This is a genomic window from Rahnella sp. AA (genome assembly GCF_002834385.1).
In the GTDB taxonomy this organism is placed as follows: Bacteria; Pseudomonadota; Gammaproteobacteria; order Enterobacterales; family Enterobacteriaceae; genus Rahnella.
Map to the genome: position 1 here is coordinate 20,152 of NZ_PITQ01000008.1, position 21,287 is coordinate 41,438.

Annotated in this window: 16 protein-coding genes; 9 read left to right on the forward strand and 7 right to left on the reverse strand. The window is 53.9% G+C overall.

From position 1 onward, the window contains the following. The first annotated feature begins 150 nt into the window (after positions 1–150). Together CWS43_RS18435 and CWS43_RS18440 are read left to right on the forward strand one after the other, a co-directional pair. Complete coding sequence (locus tag CWS43_RS18435) at positions 151–1,092, forward strand: LysR family transcriptional regulator (protein ID WP_232777064.1); 942 nt, start codon at positions 151–153, stop codon at positions 1,090–1,092. A 9-nt stretch (positions 1,093–1,101) separates the two neighbouring features. Continuing rightward, entirely contained in the window at positions 1,102–2,388 is a 1,287-nt protein-coding gene (locus CWS43_RS18440; RefSeq protein WP_101078548.1) for a DUF445 domain-containing protein, read from the forward strand. Between the two features lie 57 nt (positions 2,389–2,445). Here the strand turns inward: CWS43_RS18440 and CWS43_RS18445 are convergent, their stop codons facing one another. Beyond that, entirely contained in the window at positions 2,446–3,543 is a 1,098-nt protein-coding gene (locus CWS43_RS18445) for a glycerol dehydrogenase (protein WP_101078549.1), read from the reverse strand. A gap of 381 nt (positions 3,544–3,924) precedes the next feature. On the opposite strand from CWS43_RS18445, the gene CWS43_RS18450 reads away from it, so the two are divergent. Further along, a complete protein-coding gene (locus CWS43_RS18450; RefSeq protein ID WP_101078550.1) occupies positions 3,925–4,107 on the forward strand; it encodes a hypothetical protein in 183 nt (60 codons plus the stop codon). Positions 4,108–4,397: 290 nt separating this feature from the next. Here the strand turns inward: CWS43_RS18450 and CWS43_RS18455 are convergent, their stop codons facing one another. From CWS43_RS18455 to CWS43_RS18475, 5 genes are all read right to left on the reverse strand, one after another. Next, positions 4,398–6,056: a glucan biosynthesis protein D gene (locus CWS43_RS18455; protein ID WP_101078551.1), complete on the reverse strand. Its 1,659-nt coding sequence runs from the start codon at positions 6,054–6,056 to the stop codon at positions 4,398–4,400. 303 nt (positions 6,057–6,359) lie between these two features. Continuing rightward, positions 6,360–7,367: a fimbrial protein gene (locus tag CWS43_RS18460; RefSeq protein WP_101078552.1), complete on the reverse strand. Its 1,008-nt coding sequence runs from the start codon at positions 7,365–7,367 to the stop codon at positions 6,360–6,362. Positions 7,368–7,386: 19 nt separating this feature from the next. Further along, positions 7,387–9,912 carry a fimbria/pilus outer membrane usher protein gene (locus tag CWS43_RS18465; RefSeq protein ID WP_101078553.1) on the reverse strand — a complete coding sequence of 842 codons (2,526 nt, stop codon included), beginning with the start codon at positions 9,910–9,912 and terminating at the stop codon, positions 7,387–7,389. Further along, on the reverse strand, positions 9,912–10,601 hold the full coding sequence (locus tag CWS43_RS18470) for a molecular chaperone (RefSeq protein WP_101078554.1): 690 nt from the start codon (positions 10,599–10,601) through the stop codon (positions 9,912–9,914). The genes CWS43_RS18465 and CWS43_RS18470 overlap by 1 nt, the downstream gene beginning before the upstream one ends. Positions 10,602–10,696: 95 nt before the next feature. Next, a complete protein-coding gene (locus CWS43_RS18475) occupies positions 10,697–11,212 on the reverse strand; it encodes a fimbrial protein (RefSeq protein ID WP_101078555.1) in 516 nt (171 codons plus the stop codon). 627 nt (positions 11,213–11,839) lie between these two features. On the opposite strand from CWS43_RS18475, the gene CWS43_RS18480 reads away from it, so the two are divergent. Together CWS43_RS18480 and CWS43_RS18485 are read left to right on the forward strand one after the other, a co-directional pair. Continuing rightward, on the forward strand, positions 11,840–13,240 hold the full coding sequence (locus tag CWS43_RS18480) for a CoA transferase (RefSeq protein ID WP_101078556.1): 1,401 nt from the start codon (positions 11,840–11,842) through the stop codon (positions 13,238–13,240). A gap of 79 nt (positions 13,241–13,319) precedes the next feature. Further along, positions 13,320–14,744 carry a pyridoxal-dependent decarboxylase gene (locus CWS43_RS18485; protein ID WP_101078557.1) on the forward strand — a complete coding sequence of 475 codons (1,425 nt, stop codon included), beginning with the start codon at positions 13,320–13,322 and terminating at the stop codon, positions 14,742–14,744. Between the two features lie 15 nt (positions 14,745–14,759). Here CWS43_RS18485 and CWS43_RS18490 read toward each other — a convergent pair whose 3' ends face one another. Next, positions 14,760–15,611, reverse strand: a complete 852-nt coding sequence (locus CWS43_RS18490) for a helix-turn-helix domain-containing protein (RefSeq protein WP_101078558.1) — start codon at positions 15,609–15,611, stop codon at positions 14,760–14,762. A gap of 261 nt (positions 15,612–15,872) precedes the next feature. On the opposite strand from CWS43_RS18490, the gene CWS43_RS18495 reads away from it, so the two are divergent. From CWS43_RS18495 to rcsA, 4 genes are all read left to right on the forward strand, one after another. Then, positions 15,873–17,711 (forward strand): DUF2264 domain-containing protein, encoded by a 1,839-nt coding sequence (locus tag CWS43_RS18495; RefSeq protein ID WP_101078559.1) that lies wholly within the window; start codon positions 15,873–15,875, stop codon positions 17,709–17,711. 43 nt (positions 17,712–17,754) lie between these two features. Continuing rightward, positions 17,755–19,041 carry an oligosaccharide MFS transporter gene (locus tag CWS43_RS18500; RefSeq protein WP_101078560.1) on the forward strand — a complete coding sequence of 429 codons (1,287 nt, stop codon included), beginning with the start codon at positions 17,755–17,757 and terminating at the stop codon, positions 19,039–19,041. 24 nt (positions 19,042–19,065) lie between these two features. Further along, positions 19,066–20,253, forward strand: coding sequence for a glycoside hydrolase family 88 protein (locus CWS43_RS18505; RefSeq protein ID WP_369825895.1), 1,188 nt, complete (start codon positions 19,066–19,068; stop codon positions 20,251–20,253). 390 nt (positions 20,254–20,643) lie between these two features. Continuing rightward, positions 20,644–21,258, forward strand: a complete 615-nt coding sequence (gene rcsA / locus CWS43_RS18510) for a transcriptional regulator RcsA (RefSeq protein ID WP_101078562.1) — start codon at positions 20,644–20,646, stop codon at positions 21,256–21,258. Positions 21,259–21,287: the final 29 nt, after the last annotated feature.

The window sequence follows — 21,287 nt, forward strand, 5'->3', positions numbered from 1 at the left end:
TGCATTCCCTGCCTTTTGTGATCGAATGCACATTTTTTTTGCATTTCGGCCACGCCATTCAGATCTAAAAAATCCAAATTAATTAACAGAGTAGAAACATCTGACGATACGGTCTAAGTTAAATAAACAATGGAACAAGTTAAAAATTGAATGATTGAACTTAACCAGCTGCGTTGTTTTGTTGCCGTCGCCGAGGAATTACATTTCGGTCGTGCGGCCAAACGGTTGTTTATGACACAGCCACCGCTGAGCCGTCAGATTCAGTTGCTCGAACATGCGCTCGGCGTCTGTCTGCTGGAGCGGACTAACCGGCATGTCAGCCTGACAGATCCCGGCAGGACATTTTTGCGTGACGCGCGGCTGATCCTCGAATTCTCTGAGCAGGCTCAGGCGACGGTTAAACGGGTCGAAAAAGGCGAGATGGGACGCCTGATGATGGGGTTCACGGCGGTCAGCGGTTACTGGCAAATCCCGCAGATTATTGCGCTGGCAACGCAAAAACTGCCCGACATCACCCTGATCCTGAAAGAAATGGTCTCTTCCGCGCAGCTTCAGGCACTCGCTGCCCGCACGCTGGATATCGGCTTTGTCCGCCAGCCGGTGCCGCTGTTCCCGCTGACTTATCAGCGCGTGTTGCGTGAGCCGTTATGCGTTGCCCTGCCGCCCGCATCGCCGCTGGCGGCCAAAGCCCGGCTGCGCTTGCGTGATTTCGCAGGATTGCCATTCATCATGTATTCCGCAACCGAGGGTAAATATTTTTATGACTGCGTGGCGGGGCTTTTTGCCGGGGCTAACGTCGTGCCGCACTACGTCCAGCACTGCAGCCAGACACACACCATTCTCGGGCTGGTGCGGGCCGGTGTCGGGCTGGCGATTGTGCCGGACAGTGCACGGCATCTGGGGTTTCCCGGCCTGGAATTTCGTCCACTCAGCCATCCTGATGCCATTGCTGAAATCTATATGGCCTGGCGGCAGGACAGCGATACGCCCGCACTGAGCGCATTCCGGCAACTGGTCGCCGCGCATTCTGCCGCATTCCTAAAAAAAGCCGCAGACAAGAAAAAAGCTGACAGCCAGCCTGACGCTTCCTAAACTGAGGTAATGGATAAAGAACAAGAACTTCGCCGAAGTAAACGAAACGCGCTCGGGCTGCTGCTGATTGCCGCAGCCCTGTTTGTTATCACCCTTTTCCTGCCGCCAAATTTTTGGGTTTCCGGCCTGAAAGCCATATCCGAAGCCGCGATGGTCGGCGCAATGGCGGACTGGTTCGCCGTCGTGGCGCTGTTTCGCCGCGTGCCGGTGCCGTTTGTGGCATCCCATACGGCCATTATTCCCAAAAACAAAGACAAAATTGCCGACAATCTGGCGGTGTTTGTACAGGAGAAGTTTCTCGCACCCGCCACGCTGATCGCACTGATCCGCCAGCACGACCCTGCGCGAATGCTCACCGACTGGCTGAACGCGCCGGATAACGCACAGCGTTTCGCGAAATACGCGGTGAAGATGATCCGGGGTTTTCTGGATGTCACCGACGACCAGCGCATCGCGCAACTTATCCGCCGCGCACTGTACCGCGTCATCGATAAAATCGACCTGTCGGCCTCAATTGCCACACTGCTGGAAAGCCTGACCAAAGGCGGACGCCATCAGGAGTTGCTGGATCAGGCGATGGATCAGCTGGAAATTCTGCTGGCCAAAGACAGCACGCGGCAATTCATCTCGGCGCAAATTGTCGGCTGGATGAAACGCGAACACCCGCTGACCGCCAAACTTTTACCGACCGGCTGGCTGGGGCGCAACGGGGCCGATCTGGTGTCGAACGCGGTAAACTCCGTGCTCGATGATATGGGCAACGATAAAACCCACGCCTTCCGCAAAGGGTTTGACCGGTCGGTGCAGAACTTTATCTGGAAGTTGCAGAACGACCCTGAAACCGCGCAAAAGGCTGAAGACATCAAGCAGTACCTGAAGGATGACGAAAAGCTGAACATTTATGTCTTGCAGTTGTGGGGCGATATGCGCAACTGGCTGAAAGAGGACCTGGAAAGCGACGATTCACGGGTGTTTGCTAAAGTCACGGAATCCGGCCAGTGGCTGGGGAATGCGCTGGCGCAGGACGAAAAACTACGGCTTTCGCTGAACCAGCAAATGGAAACCATTGCGGAGAAACTGGCACCTGACTTCGCGCAGTTCCTGACGCGCCACATCAGCGACACGGTTAAAGGCTGGGATCCGCGGGATATGTCGCGGCAAATCGAGCTGAACATCGGAAAGGACTTACAGTTTATCCGCATCAACGGCACGCTGGTTGGCGCGTTTATCGGGCTGATGCTGTATCTGCTGTCACAACTTCCGGTGGCCATTCCGTGGGTGATGGCGCGGGTTTAGCGGTAAAAACAGCGCGTAAAAAAGGCCGGATAACCGGCCTTTTGGCTTTGCGTAATCTTACTTCACGGTTTTACTGAACGCGTCCACGGCCAGAATCGCATTAGCGACATCTTCAGCAGACAGGTTGTGGTTCAGGTTGCCGAGCGTATCGCCCTCGCCGCCTGCCAGCGCACCGATTTTCACCAGGCTGGCGAACGATTCGTTTTCCAGATGCATTTCTTTCAGCGTGGTCGGCATTTTGATGGAACGGTAGAAACGCACGTAACGCGCGATTTCTTCGTCCGGGCGCTGCTCAAGCACCATCTGCGTCAGCGTGCCGTACGCCACTTTTTCACCGTGCGTCAGGTGATGAATATCACCGGTAATTGCCGTGAAACCGTTATGGATGGCATGTGCCCCCGCCAGACCAGCGTTTTCAAAACCGAGGCCAGAAAGCAGCGTGTTGGCTTCCACCACGGCTTCCACCGCCGGCGTCACCAGTTTCTGCTCAACCGCCGTGTACGCGCTGTAGCCGTACGTCAGCAGCGTTTTCTCACAGGCTTCAGCAATCGCCATCCCGGCAATGGTCGGGTCACCGCCGACCATGGATTGCGAATGGGAACGCAGCACGGCCTGTGCTTCCACAAAGGTCGCCAGACCGTCGGCAATGCCGGATGCAAACAGACGAACCGGGGCCTGCGCGCAAACGTGGGTATCGACCAGCACCAGATCCGGGTTTTTGTTGTAGAAACGGTAGGACTCAAAAACGCCGTTGTCAGAATAGATCACCGACAGCGCGCTGCACGGCGCATCCGTGGACGCCACCGTCGGCACAATCACTACATTCTGTTTCAGTTCATCGGCAATGGCTTTGACGGTATCAAGCGTTTTACCGCCGCCCAGACCGACTACGACGTGCGTTCCGGCCTCACGGGCAATTGCCGCCAGACGGGTAATTTCGTTGGCAGAGGCTTCGCCGTTAAAACGTTCGTAATGGAATTCAACCTGGGCTTTTTTCAGGGACGCCTTCACGCGGTCGCCGATAATTCCCCAAACGATATCATCAGCTATCAGAAATGATTTCCCGCCCAGTGCTGGCAGATAATCACCCAACTCATCCAGAACACCGCTGCCCTGGACGTATTTTCTTGGCGAAGAGAAGATAAATTTACTCATGATAAAAACCTCTTTTCGTTGATAATGAACCGTGGATAACTCCCCTGAGGGTACCGCAGCAACGCAGGAAGCCCAACCCTTTTACTTCACATTAACAGCATGACTCGCAAAGAAATTTTATCTTTTCTCAGGATGACGTTTTCGCCACACCAGATATCCCGATGATGGATTAATCACCCGAAATGACTATTCAGTTTTGTAATCAATCCCCTTTGTTAAGTTAGGTTTTAACTATTGAATGCATAAACAACACCAACTTTCACTAATCAATCTTTTCCGTAGAATGCATTGCATTGGCAGCACGTCGTAAGCAGTGGTTATAAGCCAGCTCGCTGTTCGCCATCCCATTAATATTTCTTCGATTAATAAGGAACTGACAGCATGTATAACTTCCAGCGTTACAACGCCAAAGAACTGGCCCTGGCCTACATGAGCGGCAAATCACACGATTTCTCGCCACAAGAATTCTTACAACAGTTGAAAGAGATCGAGAGATCCTTCGACGCGGCGCTGAGAAATCCTCAGCAACAACCGCAAAACGGAATGCTGGTGAAGGCGTTTTGATTGCCATCCTGGCCTTCATCAGTTGATGTGCCGTGCGTTACCCTTGCTTTACCCGTTGAAGTATTTTGCAAGATCCTGTGTCTGGTTCACCTGCAAATGACAGATAAAAAAAGTAAGAAAGCAAAAGCCCCGACGAATCGGGGCTTTTTGTTTTTCTGATCTTTCGATCCTCAAAATCATTCAGGTTGCAGGTAGGCGGCAAGCGATCGAACCCCGATGAGCTGACATAAGTCAGTGATTCGGGTGAACGGGTGCAGCCAACACCCCTGCGGCCTGAATGATGAAGAGGATTATTTCGTCATCTGACGATCATCAACGTACTTTCTCTTGTCCGGCGCTGGTGGGAAATACTGGTACAGCCAGGTTTCCGACAACGCTTTCTGACCGGAACGCAGGAACATGCGCAACTCTACCGGTGCGACAGAATCGCTGTCCGGATACCAGTCGAACAGAATGCGGTAACCATCGAAAGGCTGTACGTACAGAATTTCGATGTTCTTGATCTTACCCGCCGAAACGTTAATCACCGGCTCGATGCCTTTATCGGCAAAGGCTTTCAACTCGCCGCCGGTAAAATCAATGGCGAAACGACGTGCCCATACCTGAGGATAGTTTTCACCCGGTGCCCAGCCTTCCGGGAAGCCCCCCATGCCGGTGCGCGTCGCCAGCACATTGGCCAGCGGGCTGCGGTGAGGCGGCTCTGAACTCCAGTACAGCTTATAGCTGAAACTGAATTCAGCACCGGATTTAACCGGTTGCTCTGGCTGCCAGAAGCACACCACGTTATCGAGCGTTTCGCCTGTGGTCGGGATTTCCATCAGGCTGACCGCCCCTTTCCCCCAGTCACCGACGGGTTCCACCCACAGGCTCGGGCGCTTGTTGTACCAGCCGATGACATCCTGATAATTGTCGAAATCATGATCGAGCTGTAACAAGCCAAAACCTTTCGGGTTGTTATCACTGAAAGCGTTGAACTGCAGGCGCTGCGGATTGTTCAGCGGACGGCAAATCCACTCGCCGGTGCCGGTCCACATTTCCAGGCGGTCTGAATCGTGGATTTGCGGATGAATGGTGTCACAGCGGCCACGTTCGTTGGTACCACAGCTGAACATGCTGGTCATCGGTGAAATGCCCAGCTGTTTGATGTCCTCACGGGCATGCAGATGGTTTTCAATCTCCATGACAACGCGGGTCGGTTCGCAGTGGATCAGGAATTTGTAGGCACCCGTGATGCTCATGCTGTCGAGCAGGGCATAAACCGTGAACGTGGTATCACCCGGCTTAGGCGTATCGAACCAGAATGCCGTGAAGTCAGGAAACTCTTCCGGCTGATCGGTGAAGGTATCCACCGCCACGCCACGGGCTGACAAACCGTACTGATAAGTATCATCCACCGCACGGAAATAGCTGGCACCGAGGAATGACACCACGTCGCGGCGCGTCAGTTCCGGGGCTTTGTTGACTTTGAACCCGGCAAAGCCAAGGTTCGAGAAGCCTTCAAGCTGTTTTGTATCCACACCTGCGTCGTGATAGTTGAACAGTTCCGGGCGGAAGTGGATTTCGCGGGCAAGATGTTTCACCGGATCGACGGAATACATCCGTACGCGGCGGCGGAAGCCCATACCGACGTGGAACAGTTCGACGTCCAGCTGACGATCGGGCAAACCATTCCATAACGAATGGGCATGATCGTACTGAATGGCGTTGTACGCCTGCGGCGTCAGTTCGGCCAGTGTTTTAGGCAATGGCTGTGGTGCGCCACCATACGGCTTATCCGCCAAATCTTTCGCCATTTTTTGCAGCGCGTTGAAATCAAATGGCAATTCGCCGCCGTCTGCCACATTCGCCTCTGCCGCCTCAGCGGAACGGGTGAACAGTGTGGACATAGCCGGCACACCACACCAGGCGGCGAATGCCATAGATGCTTTAATAAATGCTCTTCGTTCCATGCCAGAATCGTTTCCTATACTGGGCAAAAATCAGAGGACATCGCATCACTATGCCGTCCCCGCGGTATTCAGAATTTTTCGACCCTAAGGCTAACGTAAAATTCACAAGCCGAGTACAAGAAATTGAATGCATTCAGCTAATATTTTGCTTGAAAAAGTAAGGGCATCTGACTGCGTTCAGCCCTTGCTGTACGGGGGATGAGCGGATTTTCAGAAATGAATATTTTAGCAGCAACCGGTGCCCTGTTTTGGGGCGTAAAGCCGGGGGGATTTTAGGAGCATTCTGTTGCCAAAAGGTAAATATCACTCATAACTCACGGTGTAATAAGCGGTTGAATTGGCTTGCCCTGCGGTGATTGTGCTGGCTGTCTGATAATAACGGGCCTGCATAGACAACGTTACGTCGCCCTCCGCGGTGGTGGTACCCAAATTTATCGCGGAACCGAGCGCGACCGGCGAATTATTGTAGAGCAGTTGTACGCCAACGCCGGTCGCCACCGTCGTATCTGACGCCTCATTCAGTGCCAGCACACCGGTCGCACCGCTGCTGTCAGCAGTACCGGTAAAGGTGACGGCGGGCGTAATCCCTGACTGGCAATTGAGCACTACGTCGAAATCCGTTTCACCCGCCGTGCTTCCCGCCCCGCTAAATTGCGATTTGTTCACCGTGCCGAGCGCCACGTTCACCGTAGAGGTGCTGACGGTACATGACGGAACGGTGACCGTAAAACCGTTGAGATAAACATTGAGTAAGGACACGCTGTCGCTGGTTTGCCATGACGACAGCAATCCGCCACTGACGGTGCCACCCTGAGTAATTCTGCCATTCTGATAAAGGGATACCGTCATGGAGCCGATGTCCAGCCAGCGGGGCGCGCCACTATTGATATCACTGACCGCCACGGTCGCGTTGCCCGCCGATGACGTCGGATAGTACAAACCGGACAACGTGCCGCCGTCCGTCGCAAAATACAGGTATAAATTATCGATTCCCGTTTTCAGGAAACCATGGGTGCTGGTGCCGCTTATCGCTGTGTAAGCGCTGTTGCCCCAGACCAGCGATTCCGCCCCGCTGCAGGTCACCAGGGTGTCGGTATTGCTGATACCCATCGCGGAGGCGCTGGCGCTGCTGTCAAAAGTTTGCGAATCCAGCACCGATGCCGTAGTGGTTCCGGGATCAACGGTAATATTACCGAAACTGACGCTGAGTGTTCCTGCCGTTGCTGCGGATGCCAGTGTACATGCCGCAAATACCGGCCCTGACATCAGCGCCATCATCATCAATGAAAAAGAAATGTACCAACGCGCCATCTGGGTCTCCGGGGCAGAACTATGAACATGAAAGTGTCATGAGGGTGATGCCATCGCTGGCGTTGACAGGCGGCAAAATGAGATCTGCCTGACAGCGCTGAGCGGCGCTGTCGCCCCATATGGCACGAATACGGCTGCGGCTGCTGACGCCTGTGAGCCATACCTGTCCGTTATCGTCGGCAATACCGGTCACACCGTCGCTGCTGCTCACGACCGCGCCGAAAGGTAAGGATTTACCGACATGGGTCAGGGTCAGATAGACACGGCGGCCAACATGGGTCTGGTAATCGGCCAGCACAATCGCCCCTTTCGACGGGATAACCCGCACAACCGGTGAACTGAGATCAACGTCCTGCGCCAGCGTCGATGTATCCAGTGATAACTGATTGCGACGGTAACCCGTCAGATACGGCACCACGGCATAGCCGCGTGAATCGGTATACACGCCGGTCTGATTCTTAATCTTTACATCACCGGCACCGGGTGCCTGCACCAGCGCACTGGCACCGTCTTCGCTGAGATTTTGTGACAACGTCACGCCATGAGAATGTAAAACAACAGCCCCCTGCGCACCGTAATTCAGCCGGCGACTGACGCCGTAATACTCTGAGTACCCGACGTTGAAAACACCGGCAGAACCGGTATAGCGTAACGAGCCGCTGGTATTCTGGCTTCCGGCAGCACGGCTTTCCCCCTGCCCGGCCTGGCTGGCGGATTGCGCCAGCGAGTAGTTAAGCTGATTGTCTTTTAATAACGTTCCGGCGAGAGTCGCACGGGAGGTCATCTGCCCGTCGCTGGCGCGGGACTGGCTGTACGTCACCATGCTGTTGCTCAGGCCGTTGTGCATAAAAGCACTCAGCGGAACGGTGACATCCAGCGAGACCACTTTGTCCGGCGTACTGTCGCGGGATGTCTGGCTGTTGCTGTAATTCAGGCCAAGACCGATCCCACCGACATTGAGGTTGTAGCTGCCACTCCAGGTTCGGGTGGTTTGATTTGACCAGTAATCTTGCTGATAAGCATTGAGCGAGAGGCTGCCCGCCACGCCAAATGACTGGCTGACCGTCATCTGGAAGCGATTTTTGGCAGCAGATGCCCAGTTCGCTTGCGGCGTGCTCCAGTACTCGCTGGCATCATTGAAGCTGTAATAACCGCCGGTCGAAAAACGGTAAGCCGCCAGCGTAAAATTAGTGTCAGTCGCCGCCAGACTTTTGTTATAGCGAAGCTGATAAGACTGACCGCGACGGACCAGATTATGCGCAAACACCGACTGTGCCTGGGTTGCATCGAACGAGAGTGCGCCGAGAATGCCCAGCCCCTGACCGATGCCGAGAGCAGCACTGTGATAATCCGGTGAGATAATCGTGCCGCCGTAAAGCGTGGTGGCATTGAGCCAGCCGTACAGCCACTCCGCATCCGCAAATTGTGCCGTATGGACAGTATTCGTGGCCTGACGGTATTGCCCGGCAGTCAGCGAATACTGAAACTGACCGGCCCGCACCATCATCGGCGCAGCGGAAAAAGGCTGAATAAAAGTCCGGACGCTGCCGTTTTCTTCATGAATTTCGACCTGGAGATCACCGCTGGCCGACGTGGGGTACAAATCGGAAATCGTAAAAGGACCGGCGGGCACATACGTCTGATAGATCAGGATGTTTTTCTGGCGAACCATCACCTGGGCGTTAGTCAGCGCGACGCCACGGATCACCGGGGCAAACCCCTGCTGACTTTCGGCCAACATTGCAACATCCGAAGCCAGCTGTGCCCCCTGAAAACCGATGCTGTCAAACACCAGCCCCGGCGTAGAGGATTGCCCGAGCACCAGATGTGAACGCCACTGACGCACATCGCGTTCAAGCAAAGTATTCACTGTCGTCCAGCTCCCGTTTTCGCCCTGAACATGGTTGTAATAGCCGTTATTCCGTAACCGCCAGGGGCCCAGATTGAGCCCGCTGCGCAGGTTGAGATAATCACTGCGGGTATTCACCCCTGCCGTTTCACTTTGCGCACCGCTGGCACTGTAATTTACAAACAACGCAGGAATACCGTCATCCCAGCGCTGCACCGGGATATCCCCTCTCACCTGCTGCGCCAGCATGGCCTGCGGCAGCGATAAATCCAGCCGCATATTGCTGAAATCCAGTGTGGCCACCGCCCCCGGAACATAGCGCGTAAGGTCGGTAAACGACTCTCCCGGCCTGAGCGCGGCGAGCGCGGGCGCAGCGCTCAGGCTGACGCCCGCATCCTGTAAAATCTGGCGGTCGAGCATCGGGCAAAGTTTCGCCCCGCAGTTAACAAACGCGATACTGCGATCGAATTTTTCATGCTGATTCACCCTGACTTTGACCTGATAAACCCCCGGAACCTGCGCCCCCGGTTGGATCAGTTCGGCCAGATTGATTTGCTGTTGCTGTTCGCCAGAGAGATGAATGGCGCTGGGGTCAAAATAAAGCGCAGCACACACCGGCTGGAGGATCATCTTCAGCAAACATCCGGCCGTGACCACAGCAGGAAATATGTTGTGCCCACGGCCTTTCGTCATCATCAGAACTGATCGGTACGCCGGGCCGTCAGGCCACCATAATCATTGATAGCTTTCAGGCTGACACGGTGAATATCCTGGTGTGAAGCCGCAATCAGCCGTGAGCTGAAAGGCGGGATTACGCCCGGATGCAGAATATTTTCGCCATCAATATTCAGTTCACCTAAATTGACGAAGTACGGCGTCGGGTTGTCGATCTGCACACCCTGTCCGCGGGGGGAAAGTTTCAGTTTCTGATAGGCACTGAGCGCGTCCTGCACATTCAGCCCTTCCGGGCGGTAAATCAGCTTTAGCTCACTGCGGGTCGCAATCAGCATCCGGTTTTGCAGCTGGCTGTCCGTCGCCGGGATCGCATTCACATTCAGCCGGAACAGGCTTTCGCGATCCTGCGCCAGGCCATCCCGCACGCGCACAACGCGGATGATGTTCTGGCTGCTGGCCGGTAATTTAAAAATCGGCGGCGTAATAATAAAAGGGTTCAGCCCTGGTTTTATCGGCACCGCACCGGGCAGCGGGTAACTGTCAATCCACGACTGAACCAGATAAGGACGGTCAGTATCACTATTGAGCAGGCTGATACTGGCTTCACGACCATCCCCTGCATAAATAATCCGCGTAGCACCTAACGTTAAACCGGCATAAGAAAGGCCTGTCGTGCAGAGCAGGCAGGCGGCAAGAAGAAGGCGAAACATACAATTCCCCGGTGATGACAATTCATAAAAGACCTCCGTGTCTCTGCGTTCTCCCTGAACGTATTGCGCTTAAGCGCTATTTTTAAACGTCAGTATTAATCGTAGGCGATGGTGAAATCCGTTGATGTCGCCACCGTACCGGCGGTGATGGTGGCAGAAGTCGACATCAGGCGGGCCACAAAATCCAGTGAGTTGGAACCTGTCGCCAGCGTGTAAGCACTGGAAGCCGTTGCCGCCGGTACGAGGGTTCCGGTGTTGTCATAGATCGCGACCCCCAGACCTGCGGCCGTACTGCTACTTCCCAATGCCAGCAGGCTGCTGTTGGTGGTATCTGCAGTACCGTCAAATTTCACCGTTGCACTGGTCACACTGGCCGGGCAATCCGTCAGGGAAATGGCAAATTGTGTTGGCGCGGCGACATCACCGGCTGCTGAAAATGAACTGGACGCAATGGTGCCAAATGCCACCGCAACCGTTGAAGACGAAACGGTACAGGCCGTTTCTGTCACGGTGCCGGTAAAATTAATTGTGCCATCTGATGCAAAAACGCTGGAGGAAATTAAAACTCCGCCGATAACACAGAGACGTAATGCAAGGTATTTACCTTTCATCGTAAAGGTCCTTTTCTTTTATGTTGCTTAATTAATAAAGATAACGCCGTGTGATTACCCTGAAGAAAATATGCAAAAAAAAGCGCTAAAAACAGGATTTCCTGTCGGGCTACGCATTATTGAACTCGCAAAGGAATGATCGCAAGCCATTGGTTTTGATCGTATTTTTACTAAAAAAGATGAAATCTATCAAAACTCAAAGATTGATCGATTTATTCTTCTAAGAATTTTCCTAAGCCACTGATAATAAGAATCTAAACTTTATAATTATCATTTAGTGCTGTTTCACGAAAATGAAATATTAAATAAATTGTTTCAACCCTTACTGTTATTTATCGATACAAAGACGATTAAATGTATTTAATGATGATCAAAAACGCAGCAAACTGATGAATAAAAGCACCGGTTAATATTTAACAATGTCTTATTTATGGCTGACAGCCCGATATACTGCGGATCTTATTTCTGAAATAAGGATCTTTACGCTCTCCTTTCATATCAATTTTGCTTAACGTTTATTCTGCGCAATTCACCACAATACCGACGGCGGCCTGCTTTCTGACCGGTATGCTATGCTAATTTGTTATTATTTTGTTTTGCAAATGTTTCGCAATATGGAGTTATAGCATGTCTGAGGAAGTCATCCTGCAAAGAACGCGGGCGCTTTGGGTACAGCTCACCGGCAAAACGTCACTACCGTTTTCCCTTCACGTCAGCGGCGAAGGCAATCTTCCCTCCTGTTATCCGGTCACTCCGTTCATCAGCGCGTCCGTCGCGCTTGCCGGATTGGCGCTGGCACAACTTCTGGCGCTCCGGCACGGTAAACATGACACCGTCACCGTTGACCGGCGGCTGGCTTCCCTATGGTCTAAATCCAGCATTCAGCCCGACGGCTGGGACATTCCCCCCGCGTGGGACAGCCTGGCCGGGGATTACGCCACTGCCGACGGCTGGATCCGTTTGCATACCAATGCGCCCGCGCACCGGCAGGTGGTGGAATCGTTGCTGGGCAAAGCCGGAACCCGCGAGGCGCTGGCGCAGCGGGTGATCCTGTGGAAAAAGGCCGACCTGGAAGAGGCGGTCATTCAGGCCGGAGGCTGCGCCGCACAAATGCTCAGCGTGCCGGAATGGCAGCAGCACGTGCAGGGAAAATCGCTGCAACAGGAACCTTTGTTTCAACGCGCCCTGTCGCCGCAGGCGGCGTTACCGCAGTGGGATCTCTCACGCGAGAGGCCGCTGGCCGGGGTTAAAATTCTCGATCTGACGCGCATTATCGCCGGACCGGTTGCGACCCGTTTTCTGGCGGGGCTGGGCGCAGAGGTCTTGCGCATCGACCCGTTTGGATGGGATGAAACCAGTCAGGAAGCTGATGTCACTTTGGGGAAACAATGCGCGCGGCTGAATCTGCATAACCCGCAGGATCGCCACCGTTTTGAGGCATTGTTGCGTGAAGCGGATGTGATTGTTCATGGTTACCGCGCTGGTGCGTTGCACAAACTCGGTTACGGCAGCGAGCAGATCCGCGCACTCGCGCCTGGTCTGGTTGATGTTTGCCTGAATGCTTATGGATGGAGCGGCCCGTGGCGTGAACGGCGAGGTTTCGACAGTCTGGTACAAATGAGCTGCGGAATAGCAGAGCGCGGCATGCAGGTTTCAGGCGGAAACAGGCCGGTTCCGCTGCCGGTTCAGGCGTTGGATCACGCTACCGGTTATCTGATGGCGGCGGCGGTATTGCACGGCCTGGCGCAACGGGTCGAAACCGGTCAGGGCAGCCAGACCTGGCTGTCACTGGCAAGAACAGCGTTGGAACTGATGAAAAGCGAAACTTCCGCTGAGCTCCGCGAGCCGGAAATTCAGTCCGCCACCGGCGCTGATTTTTCGCCCGAACAGGAACAAACCGTCTGGGGCCCTGCCTGGCGTTTGCGGCCACCGGTGTGGCTGGACAATACGACGTTGCAGTGGAACCTGCCCGCATCACCATTGGGTTCAGCGCCCGCCAGCTGGCCGGAAGTCCGGCTGGCGAGGTGAAAATATGTCAATTTGCCGCAGCCGGTTATTCGGGTAAGTTAAAGAATTGTATTAATCATCTGAACCTTAATGGATTGTTATGCACCCACTGCTTCTGCACGATCTGGACACCCTGCCTGAGATTCTGCGTCAGGCCTGCGACACGGCGGTTTCATTTCTCGAAACGTTGCCGGAACGTTCCACCTGCCCGCCCGCCAGCGCGCAAAACCTGCAAGACGGCGACGACCGGTTGCCGGAAAACGGCATCGGTGCGCAGGCCGCGCTGACGCATTTCTGGAACCGCTACGCCAGCGGGATGTCAGCCAGCGCCGGCCCGCGTTACTTCGGTTTCGTCACCGGCGGCGGCACCCCCGCGTCTCTGGCTGCCGACTGGCTGGTCAGCACCGTAGATCAGAACACGCAGCTGAATTTTGATTCGGTTTCCGCCGCCATCGAACTGGCCACCGTCGGTCAGGTCAAACAGTTATTCGGCCTGCCGGACACCCTGTGCGGCACGTTTGTCAGCGGCGCAACCATGGCGAACTTTGTCAGCATGGCAATTGCCCGCCAGTGGCTGGGGCAGCAGCGCGGTGTGGATATCGCGCAGCAAGGGCTGGTGGCGCTGGGGCACGTTCGCGTGCTTTCCGCCGCCGCACATTCGAGCAGCGTGAAAGCACTGAGCATGTTAGGCGTCGGGCGCGACGCGCTGGTGACGGTGGCAACACTGCCCGGCAGCGAAGCGATTGATCCGGCGGCGCTGGAAGAAATTCTGGCCGCCGATCCTGACCGGCCTACGATGGTGCTGGCCAGTGCCGGAACGGTCAATACCGTCGCGTTTGATGATTTGCCCGCCCTGCTCCGGTTGCGTGAAAAATACGGTTTCTGGCTACACGTTGACGCGGCGTTTGGCGGTGTGGCGGCGGCCTCCGCGCGTTACGCCCCGCTTCTGGCAGGCTGGGAAGACGCGGACTCCATTACGGTGGATGCCCATAAATGGCTGAACGTGCCGTATGACAGCGCGATTCAGTTTACCCAAAAGCGCCATCTGGCCTTGCAGGTTCAGGTTTTCCAAAACCATTCGGCGTATCTCGTCCTGCCCAGCGTGCGCCCGGACAATTATCTGCACCTGACACCGGAAAACTCACGGCGTTTTCGCGCGCTGCCGGTGTGGATGGCGCTGAAAGCCTATGGCCGCGACGGGCTGGCGGAAGTGGTGGATCGCAACGTGGCGCTGGCGCATTTGCTGGGCGAAAAACTGGCTGCAACGCCGGGCTTTACGCTGCTCGCGCCGGTCAATCTCAACGTAGTATGTTTCGCGCTGGAAGACGCCGACGGTACGCCGGAAGCACTGGCAAAGCGCAACCGGTTTCAACAACAGCTGGATAACGCGGGCGTCGTGCGCTGCACGTCAACCTCGCTTAACGGCAAGCCGGGCATACGTGCCGCGCTGGTGAACTGGATGACTGAGGAAGCGGATATTGAACTGGCCGTGAACTCCATGAAAACCTGCTACGCCGAAATCTGATCTGCTGCACTTTTATTATGTCAGTAACGAAAACGCCGCCTTGCGATATTGCAGCGGCGTTTTGCCTATCATCTTTTTGAAACGCGTAATGAAATAAGGGGCGTCAGAAAACCCACATTGCAGGCCAATCGCCCCGATGGACCGGTCGGTCGAACGCAGCAGCTCACAGGCGCGCTTCACCCGCCGCGTCGCCAGATAATCCTGAATTGAGCCACCGGTTTCCTCGCCAAACACCCGCGAAATATAACTTTCCGATAAACCCACCGCCGCAGCCAGCTCCGCCAGCGAGAATTTCTGCACGTAATTTTCTTCGATCCACTGCATCACTTTTGACGCCGTAGTGCGGCTGACCGTTTTTGGCAACGCCTCTTCCGCTGGCATAAACGCCATCAGTTGCAAAACCATCATCGAAATTTCTTCCCACTGATGACGCTGCGTTTCCGGCAGGCGGTTGAACTGCTCGAGGATAACTTCGATATGGCTGGCGTGTTCGGTGAGATCAAAAATATGCGCGGTGCGGTCAGCGTCCCACAAACTGGCAAACCGTGCCCGCCGCTGCGGAAAGGATTGCAGGCAACCGTCGAGCAGGACGTGGTCGAGATGAATGGTGGTGCGCAAATAAGCGTTTTTGGTGTCCGCTTCGACAAAGACTTTATGCAGTTTAAAAGGTGGGAAAACAAATAACCGCCCCGGCCGCAGCGTATATTGCTGATTATCAACAATGACGATGCCATAACCCTGGCTGACAAAAAGCAATTCCAGACACTGGTGCCAGTGAAAATAATTGGCGCTGCCGCGGTTCATCCGGTTAAAAGAAACCTGACGATCGTTAAGGGCAATACGTTCAAGATAATCAGATGCCGCCATTGCAGGGCTCCTTGCGTTATTTTTAACCCGTTATTCAGAAGGACAACAAAACACAATTTTCCGTCTGTTTTTTATAATTTAAGCCGTTTTATCGCCAGATTAATAATCACAGTTTCAAAAATCACCGCATTCTGTGAAGCACGTAACAATCAGAGATCGCCAGTTCTCTATATTTCACTCGCACCACAGAGAACTGAAATACTATTTCAAATTAATAAACCCTTATTTTCTGGTACCCGTCACGTCACCGGGAGTCCCTTTATGACGCTGAAAAAAATAAATACCGACAATCCGCTGCGTACCCGCGACGATGTACAACATCTGCTTAATGATTTACTGGCCGCCGTTTCGCCCTATACGCAAGAAGGCAAAAGCGGAATCGACCTCGGCAATACCACCACGCATTACGGTAAAGAGATTGCCAAAATGGAAGCGCTGTCACGTATGTTGTGGGGGATTTTCCCGCTGCTGGCCGGTGGCGGTGAATGCCCGGATTTACCGTTTTACATCAATGCGATCCGTTTCGGTACTGACCCGCAGCATCCGCAATACTGGGGGGAAATCCGCGATTTTGATCAGCGTTGCGTAGAAATGGCGGCGTTTGGCGTCGGGCTGGCATTGCTGGATAAACGCCTGCTGAATCATTTTTCGGTGCAGGAACAGCAAAACCTTGCCGACTGGCTGAATCAGGGACGTGATGCCATCATCCCCAATAATAACTGGAACTTTTTCCCGATCATGGTGCAGATGGGTTTTAAACAGGCCGGAATGCCGTGGGATAAATCCGCCGTGGCTGCACGCTTTGCGCTGATGGAAACTTATTATCTTGGCGAGGGTTGGTATTCCGACGGACCGGGGCGCCCGCGTGATTACTATATTTCCATGGCCTTCCATTATTACGGCCTGATTTACGCACAAAATATGGCCGACGTGGATGCCCCGCGCGCCGCCGTGCTCAGGGAACGTGCGCAACAGTTTGCGCAGGATTTCATCACGATGTTTTCCGCCAGCGGTGCCGCCGTGCCGTTCGGCCGCAGCCTGACTTATCGCTTTGCCGAAGCCGCCTTCTGGAGCGCCGCCGCGTACAGCAAGCTGGAGGTGTTCACGCCGGGCATCGTGAAAGGCGTAATTTTGCGCCATCTGCGACACTGGCTGAAACAGCCGATTTTCGACCGCGACGGCGTGCTTAGCATTGGCTATCACGCGCCAAATCTGGCGATGGCCGAAGACTACAACGCGCCAGGTTCGCCATACTGGGCGTGCAAACTGTTTCTGGTGCTGGCTCTGCCGCAGGACGACGCGTTCTGGGAGGCAGAAGAAGCCCCGTTGCCAGAATTGGCAAACGCCCGCTGTATTCCTCATGCCAGCCAGATCCTGACACGTGATGCCGCAGGCCAGCACGTTGTGATGCTCACGTCAGGGCAAATCGAGCTGAATAACTTCGTCAACACTGAGGCCAAATACACTAAGTTCGCTTACTCCAGCCAGTTTGGTTTTACGATCGATCGTGGACGTTTTGGATTAAATCACGCCGGTTGCGATTCCCTGCTGATGTTCTCGGAAAACGACGGCTATTTTCGCGGACGCCGCGACTGCGCCGAAACGCATATCACCGAATCAATGATTTATTCCCGCTGGCTGCCGTGGCACGACGTCACTGTACGAACCTGGCTGATCCCGTGCGGAGACTGGCACCTGCGCGTTCACCATGTCGAAAACCAGCGTCCCCTGACGTCGGCGGAAGGTGGTTTTGCAGTGATTCAGGAACCGGCGACGCTTACGGAAATCTCTCTCGACGGGCGGTCTGTCACCGTCAGTGCCCGCAACGGCATCAGCCGGATTGTCTGTCTCGATGACGTCGCACCGCGCAACGCCGACACCGTCGTGACCCCGCCGAACAGCAGCATTATGTTTGCCGAAACCGCCTCAGTCCCGCTTCTGACCGGTGCGCTCCCTGCCGGCTCACACTGGCTGATCACCGCCGTTTGCGCCTCCGCCACGCAGGATATTCACAGTCTGGTAGCGCCGGAAGTGGTTCGTGAGGGAAAGCAACTGCGCTGGCACTCTCCGGGACACAGCGGACAAATCACGCTGCGTTGAAATTCCGCGCTCTGTTTCGTCATAAATGTCTTCAGGAGCCATTATGAAAGCGATAAAAACCGCCAGTAAGTCGGCGTATTACAAAATGAGCGGCTTTATATTCCTGTACTTCTTCACCTGGTCCTCGAGCTTCGGGCTTTATGCGCTGTGGCTTGGGCAAAAGGCCGGGCTGGACAGCGTCAGTATCGGTACCGTGTTTGCAATAAACGGCGTATTTGCCGTGATCATGAAACCGGTTTATGGCTACATCATGGACAAGATCGGCATGAGCAAATCCCTGCTCTATTTTGTTGTACTGGTTTCCGCCCTGATGGCACCGTTTTTCATTTTCGTTTACCAGCCACTGCTCGACAGCCACCTGATGGCCGGGATTATCGTCGGCGCGCTGTATCTGAGCCTGGGCTGGTACGCCGGTGTCGCCGCATCCGAATCCTATGCAGACCGTTTCAGCCGTCTGTATCACATGGAGTTTGGTCAGGTTCGTATGTGGGGTTCCCTTGGCTGGGCATTGGCGGCGTCGTTTTCCGGCGTGTTATTTAACCTTTCCCCTGCCTGGAACTTTGGCCTGAGCAGTGCGACATCACTGGTGATGTTGTGCGTTCTGTTGTCGCTGAAAATCGGTGAGGAAGAGCTTAAAAATAACGATGTGATCTCACAGCAAAAAATCGTGTTCAGCGATGTCATTTTGCTGCTGAAAAACCGCAAATTCTGGATGTTCTCGCTGTATGTGGCGGGTGTCGCATGGATGATGTTCGTCGCCGAACAGCAGTTCTCGCGCTACTTCGTCACCTTCTTTGACACAAAAGAACAAGGCAACGCGTGGTATGGCTATCTGAGCACCGTGCAGTCTGGCCTTGAGTTTCTGATGATGATGGTGATCCCTTTCCTGGTGAACTATTTCGGGGCCAAGAAAAGCCTGCTGCTGGTAGGGGCACTGGTGGGATTACGCCTGATCGCCTCCGGCCTGACCAGCGATCCGCTGCTGATCTCAATCATCAAACCGTTCTACGGGCTGGAAATCGCACTACTGCTGGTGTCGGTCTTCAAGTATATCGCTGAACATTTCAGCAAACGCGTTAATGCCACCATGTATCTGCTTGGCTATCAGGCCATGATCTATGTCGGCTCGATTGTGGTTGCCCCACCTGCCGGTTATTTCTATGACCGCATCGGCTTTGAGCACACTTATCTGATTATGGGCGGCATCGCGCTGTGCTTTACGCTGATTTCAGCCTTCACGTTATCCGCCTGCCACAGCCAGCGTTCCGGCACACCGGCCCCCGCGGTGACGCTTGAAAACAGTGCTGAACTGGCACCGTTGAAACGCTAAATCTTTAAAAAGGAAGAAGAGATAATGATGAACATCGCAAAAGAGAAGTTACGCCCTGTTGAACTCAACCAGCTGGACCGGATTGCTTTCACGCAAAAAATGCAGCGCGCCCGTGAGAATGTGCTGAGCAAAATCTCACGCAATCTGGATAAATTCGGCGATAAATTCCCGGCTGAGAACTGCGAAAAAGACCATTATCCGCTGACCGACAATGTGGAATGGACCACCAGTTTCTGGACCGGACAGCTGTGGCTGGCATGGGAAATGACCGGCGATGACCGCTACCGGGTGGCCGCTGAGAAGCAGGTGACGTCATTTGGCAACCGCATCGCCAACCGGATTGATACCGCAACGCACGATCTCGGTTTTCTCTACAGCTTATCCTGCGTCAGCGCCTTCAGGCTGACCGGCAACCGTCAGGCGCGCGGCTTCGCGCTGCTGGCCGCAGAGGCACTGATGGAGCGTTTTAATACCAAAGCGAAAATCATTCAGGCCTGGGGGGACTTAAACGATCCGGAGCAAGCAGGCAGGATGATCATCGACTGCAATATGAACCTGCCGCTGCTGTACTGGGCCAGCGAACAAACCGGTGAGCCGCGCTTTGCCGACGCAGCGCTCGCGCATGCGCAACAGGCGGCGAAATATATCATCCGCCCTGACGCCTCGACGTATCACACGTACTACATGGATACGGCAACCGGTGAACCGCGTTTCGGCAATACGCATCAGGGATATTCCGACGACTCTTGCTGGTCACGCGGTCAGGCCTGGGGGATTTACGGCTTCCTGCTCAGCTACCGTTACACCGGCGACGCCAGCCAGGTTGAGCTGTCACGGCGTCTGGCGCATTATTTCCTCAACCGTTTGCCCGAAGACGATGTGTGTCACTGGGATTTAGCGTTGCTGGGAACCGATGCCGTCCGCGACAGTTCAGCGGCAGCTATCGCCGTTTGTGGCCTGTTAAGCCTGGCCACGATCCTGCCCGCTACGGACGATAAGCGCGCCTGCTATGAAGAAATGGCGCTGCGTATTATGGATTCCCTGACGGATAATTATCTGGCGGCGGAACAGGAAGACTGTGACGGATTACTTAAGCATTCCGTCTATCACATGGCGAGTGGCAAAGGCGTAGACCAATGTTGCAGCTGGGGTGACTATTTTTACGTGGAAGCCCTGACCCGTCTGACGCAATGCTGGCAATCCTACTGGTAAGCTCTGAGACGCGGCGCTGACACGCTGCGTCCTGTTTTATTGCCATTTTTCATTCGTGAATTGTTTTAAAGGATTGCAGCCCTCATCATTCACCCGTTGAGTATTCCCGATTGTTACAGTAACAACCCAATTAATAAGCATTTCTTCTATGTCCTTACATCTATTAGGAATAGTCTGAATTGTTAACATTTTTTTGTTCAGTGACAAAGTTAATCCTGACATAAACCAAATTAATCAAAGCCCCGCATACCACCAGATGGCGAAAAATAACACTTCCACCCACCCGTTTTTCGTGCAAAAAGTAGAGTCAGCACGCAGTGTGTGCGTTTTGTGCTGACACCAAAGAATCCAATCATTATGCAGAACAAGGACGTCCTATGAGGACTTACTATGCAAACGATAATCTTGGATCCATGCCGGTATACCCGCCTCGGGTTGCAACAACTTCTCACCAGCGAACAGGACATCCGTTACGCCAGCAATTTTGACCAACTGTTGTCCGGTTGCAACAAGCTGAGCCCCTCAGTGGTTTTTATTAACGAAGATTGCATGTCCCCGCATTCAGACAATAAACAACGTCTGAATGAATTGATCACTGACTACCCTGACACGCTATTTTTTATTTTTATGTCCCAGACGCGAATTCATTTCGAAGAATATATTTTTGTTCGTAAGAACGTGATTATTACCTCGAAATCAATTAAGACGGAGACGCTCAGGCAACTGCTTAACCACCCGTTGCTGCCGCAGGCTCAAAATCCTTACAGCACCGGAACACTGGATATCAGGCCGGTTATACTAAGCCGCTCTGAATCTGCCATGCTCAGAATGTGGATGTCTGGCAACGGAACAATGGAAATATCCGATAAGTTACAAATTAAAACTAAAACGGTGTCTTCTTATAAGGGAAATATTAAACGGAAAATAAAGTCACCGAACAAGCATATTATTTATCACGTCGTCCGTTTATGTGATCAGCTCACCAACGGGATCTATGTGAATTAATCGCCTCTCCTCTGGTTCTTGCTACAGGC

Excerpts from the sequence above, each read along its gene's own strand:
- CWS43_RS18450 (WP_101078550.1), top strand. The coding sequence starts at position 3,925 with ATGTATAACTTCCAGCGTTACAACGCCAAAGAACTGGCCCTGGCCTAC.
- CWS43_RS18440 (WP_101078548.1), top strand. The coding sequence starts at position 1,102 with ATGGATAAAGAACAAGAACTTCGCCGAAGTAAACGAAACGCGCTCGGG.
- CWS43_RS18490 (WP_101078558.1), bottom strand. The coding sequence starts at position 15,611 with ATGGCGGCATCTGATTATCTTGAACGTATTGCCCTTAACGATCGTCAG.
- CWS43_RS18500 (WP_101078560.1), top strand. The coding sequence starts at position 17,755 with ATGAAAGCGATAAAAACCGCCAGTAAGTCGGCGTATTACAAAATGAGC.
- CWS43_RS18475 (WP_101078555.1), bottom strand. The coding sequence starts at position 11,212 with ATGAAAGGTAAATACCTTGCATTACGTCTCTGTGTTATCGGCGGAGTT.
- CWS43_RS18435 (WP_232777064.1), top strand. The coding sequence starts at position 151 with ATGATTGAACTTAACCAGCTGCGTTGTTTTGTTGCCGTCGCCGAGGAA.
- CWS43_RS18465 (WP_101078553.1), bottom strand. The coding sequence starts at position 9,912 with ATGATGACGAAAGGCCGTGGGCACAACATATTTCCTGCTGTGGTCACG.
- CWS43_RS18445 (WP_101078549.1), bottom strand. The coding sequence starts at position 3,543 with ATGAGTAAATTTATCTTCTCTTCGCCAAGAAAATACGTCCAGGGCAGC.
- CWS43_RS18480 (WP_101078556.1), top strand. The coding sequence starts at position 11,840 with ATGTCTGAGGAAGTCATCCTGCAAAGAACGCGGGCGCTTTGGGTACAG.
- CWS43_RS18455 (WP_101078551.1), bottom strand. The coding sequence starts at position 6,056 with ATGGAACGAAGAGCATTTATTAAAGCATCTATGGCATTCGCCGCCTGG.
- CWS43_RS18495 (WP_101078559.1), top strand. The coding sequence starts at position 15,873 with ATGACGCTGAAAAAAATAAATACCGACAATCCGCTGCGTACCCGCGAC.
- rcsA (WP_101078562.1), top strand. The coding sequence starts at position 20,644 with ATGCAAACGATAATCTTGGATCCATGCCGGTATACCCGCCTCGGGTTG.
- CWS43_RS18460 (WP_101078552.1), bottom strand. The coding sequence starts at position 7,367 with ATGGCGCGTTGGTACATTTCTTTTTCATTGATGATGATGGCGCTGATG.
- CWS43_RS18505 (WP_369825895.1), top strand. The coding sequence starts at position 19,066 with ATGATGAACATCGCAAAAGAGAAGTTACGCCCTGTTGAACTCAACCAG.
- CWS43_RS18470 (WP_101078554.1), bottom strand. The coding sequence starts at position 10,601 with ATGTTTCGCCTTCTTCTTGCCGCCTGCCTGCTCTGCACGACAGGCCTT.
- CWS43_RS18485 (WP_101078557.1), top strand. The coding sequence starts at position 13,320 with ATGCACCCACTGCTTCTGCACGATCTGGACACCCTGCCTGAGATTCTG.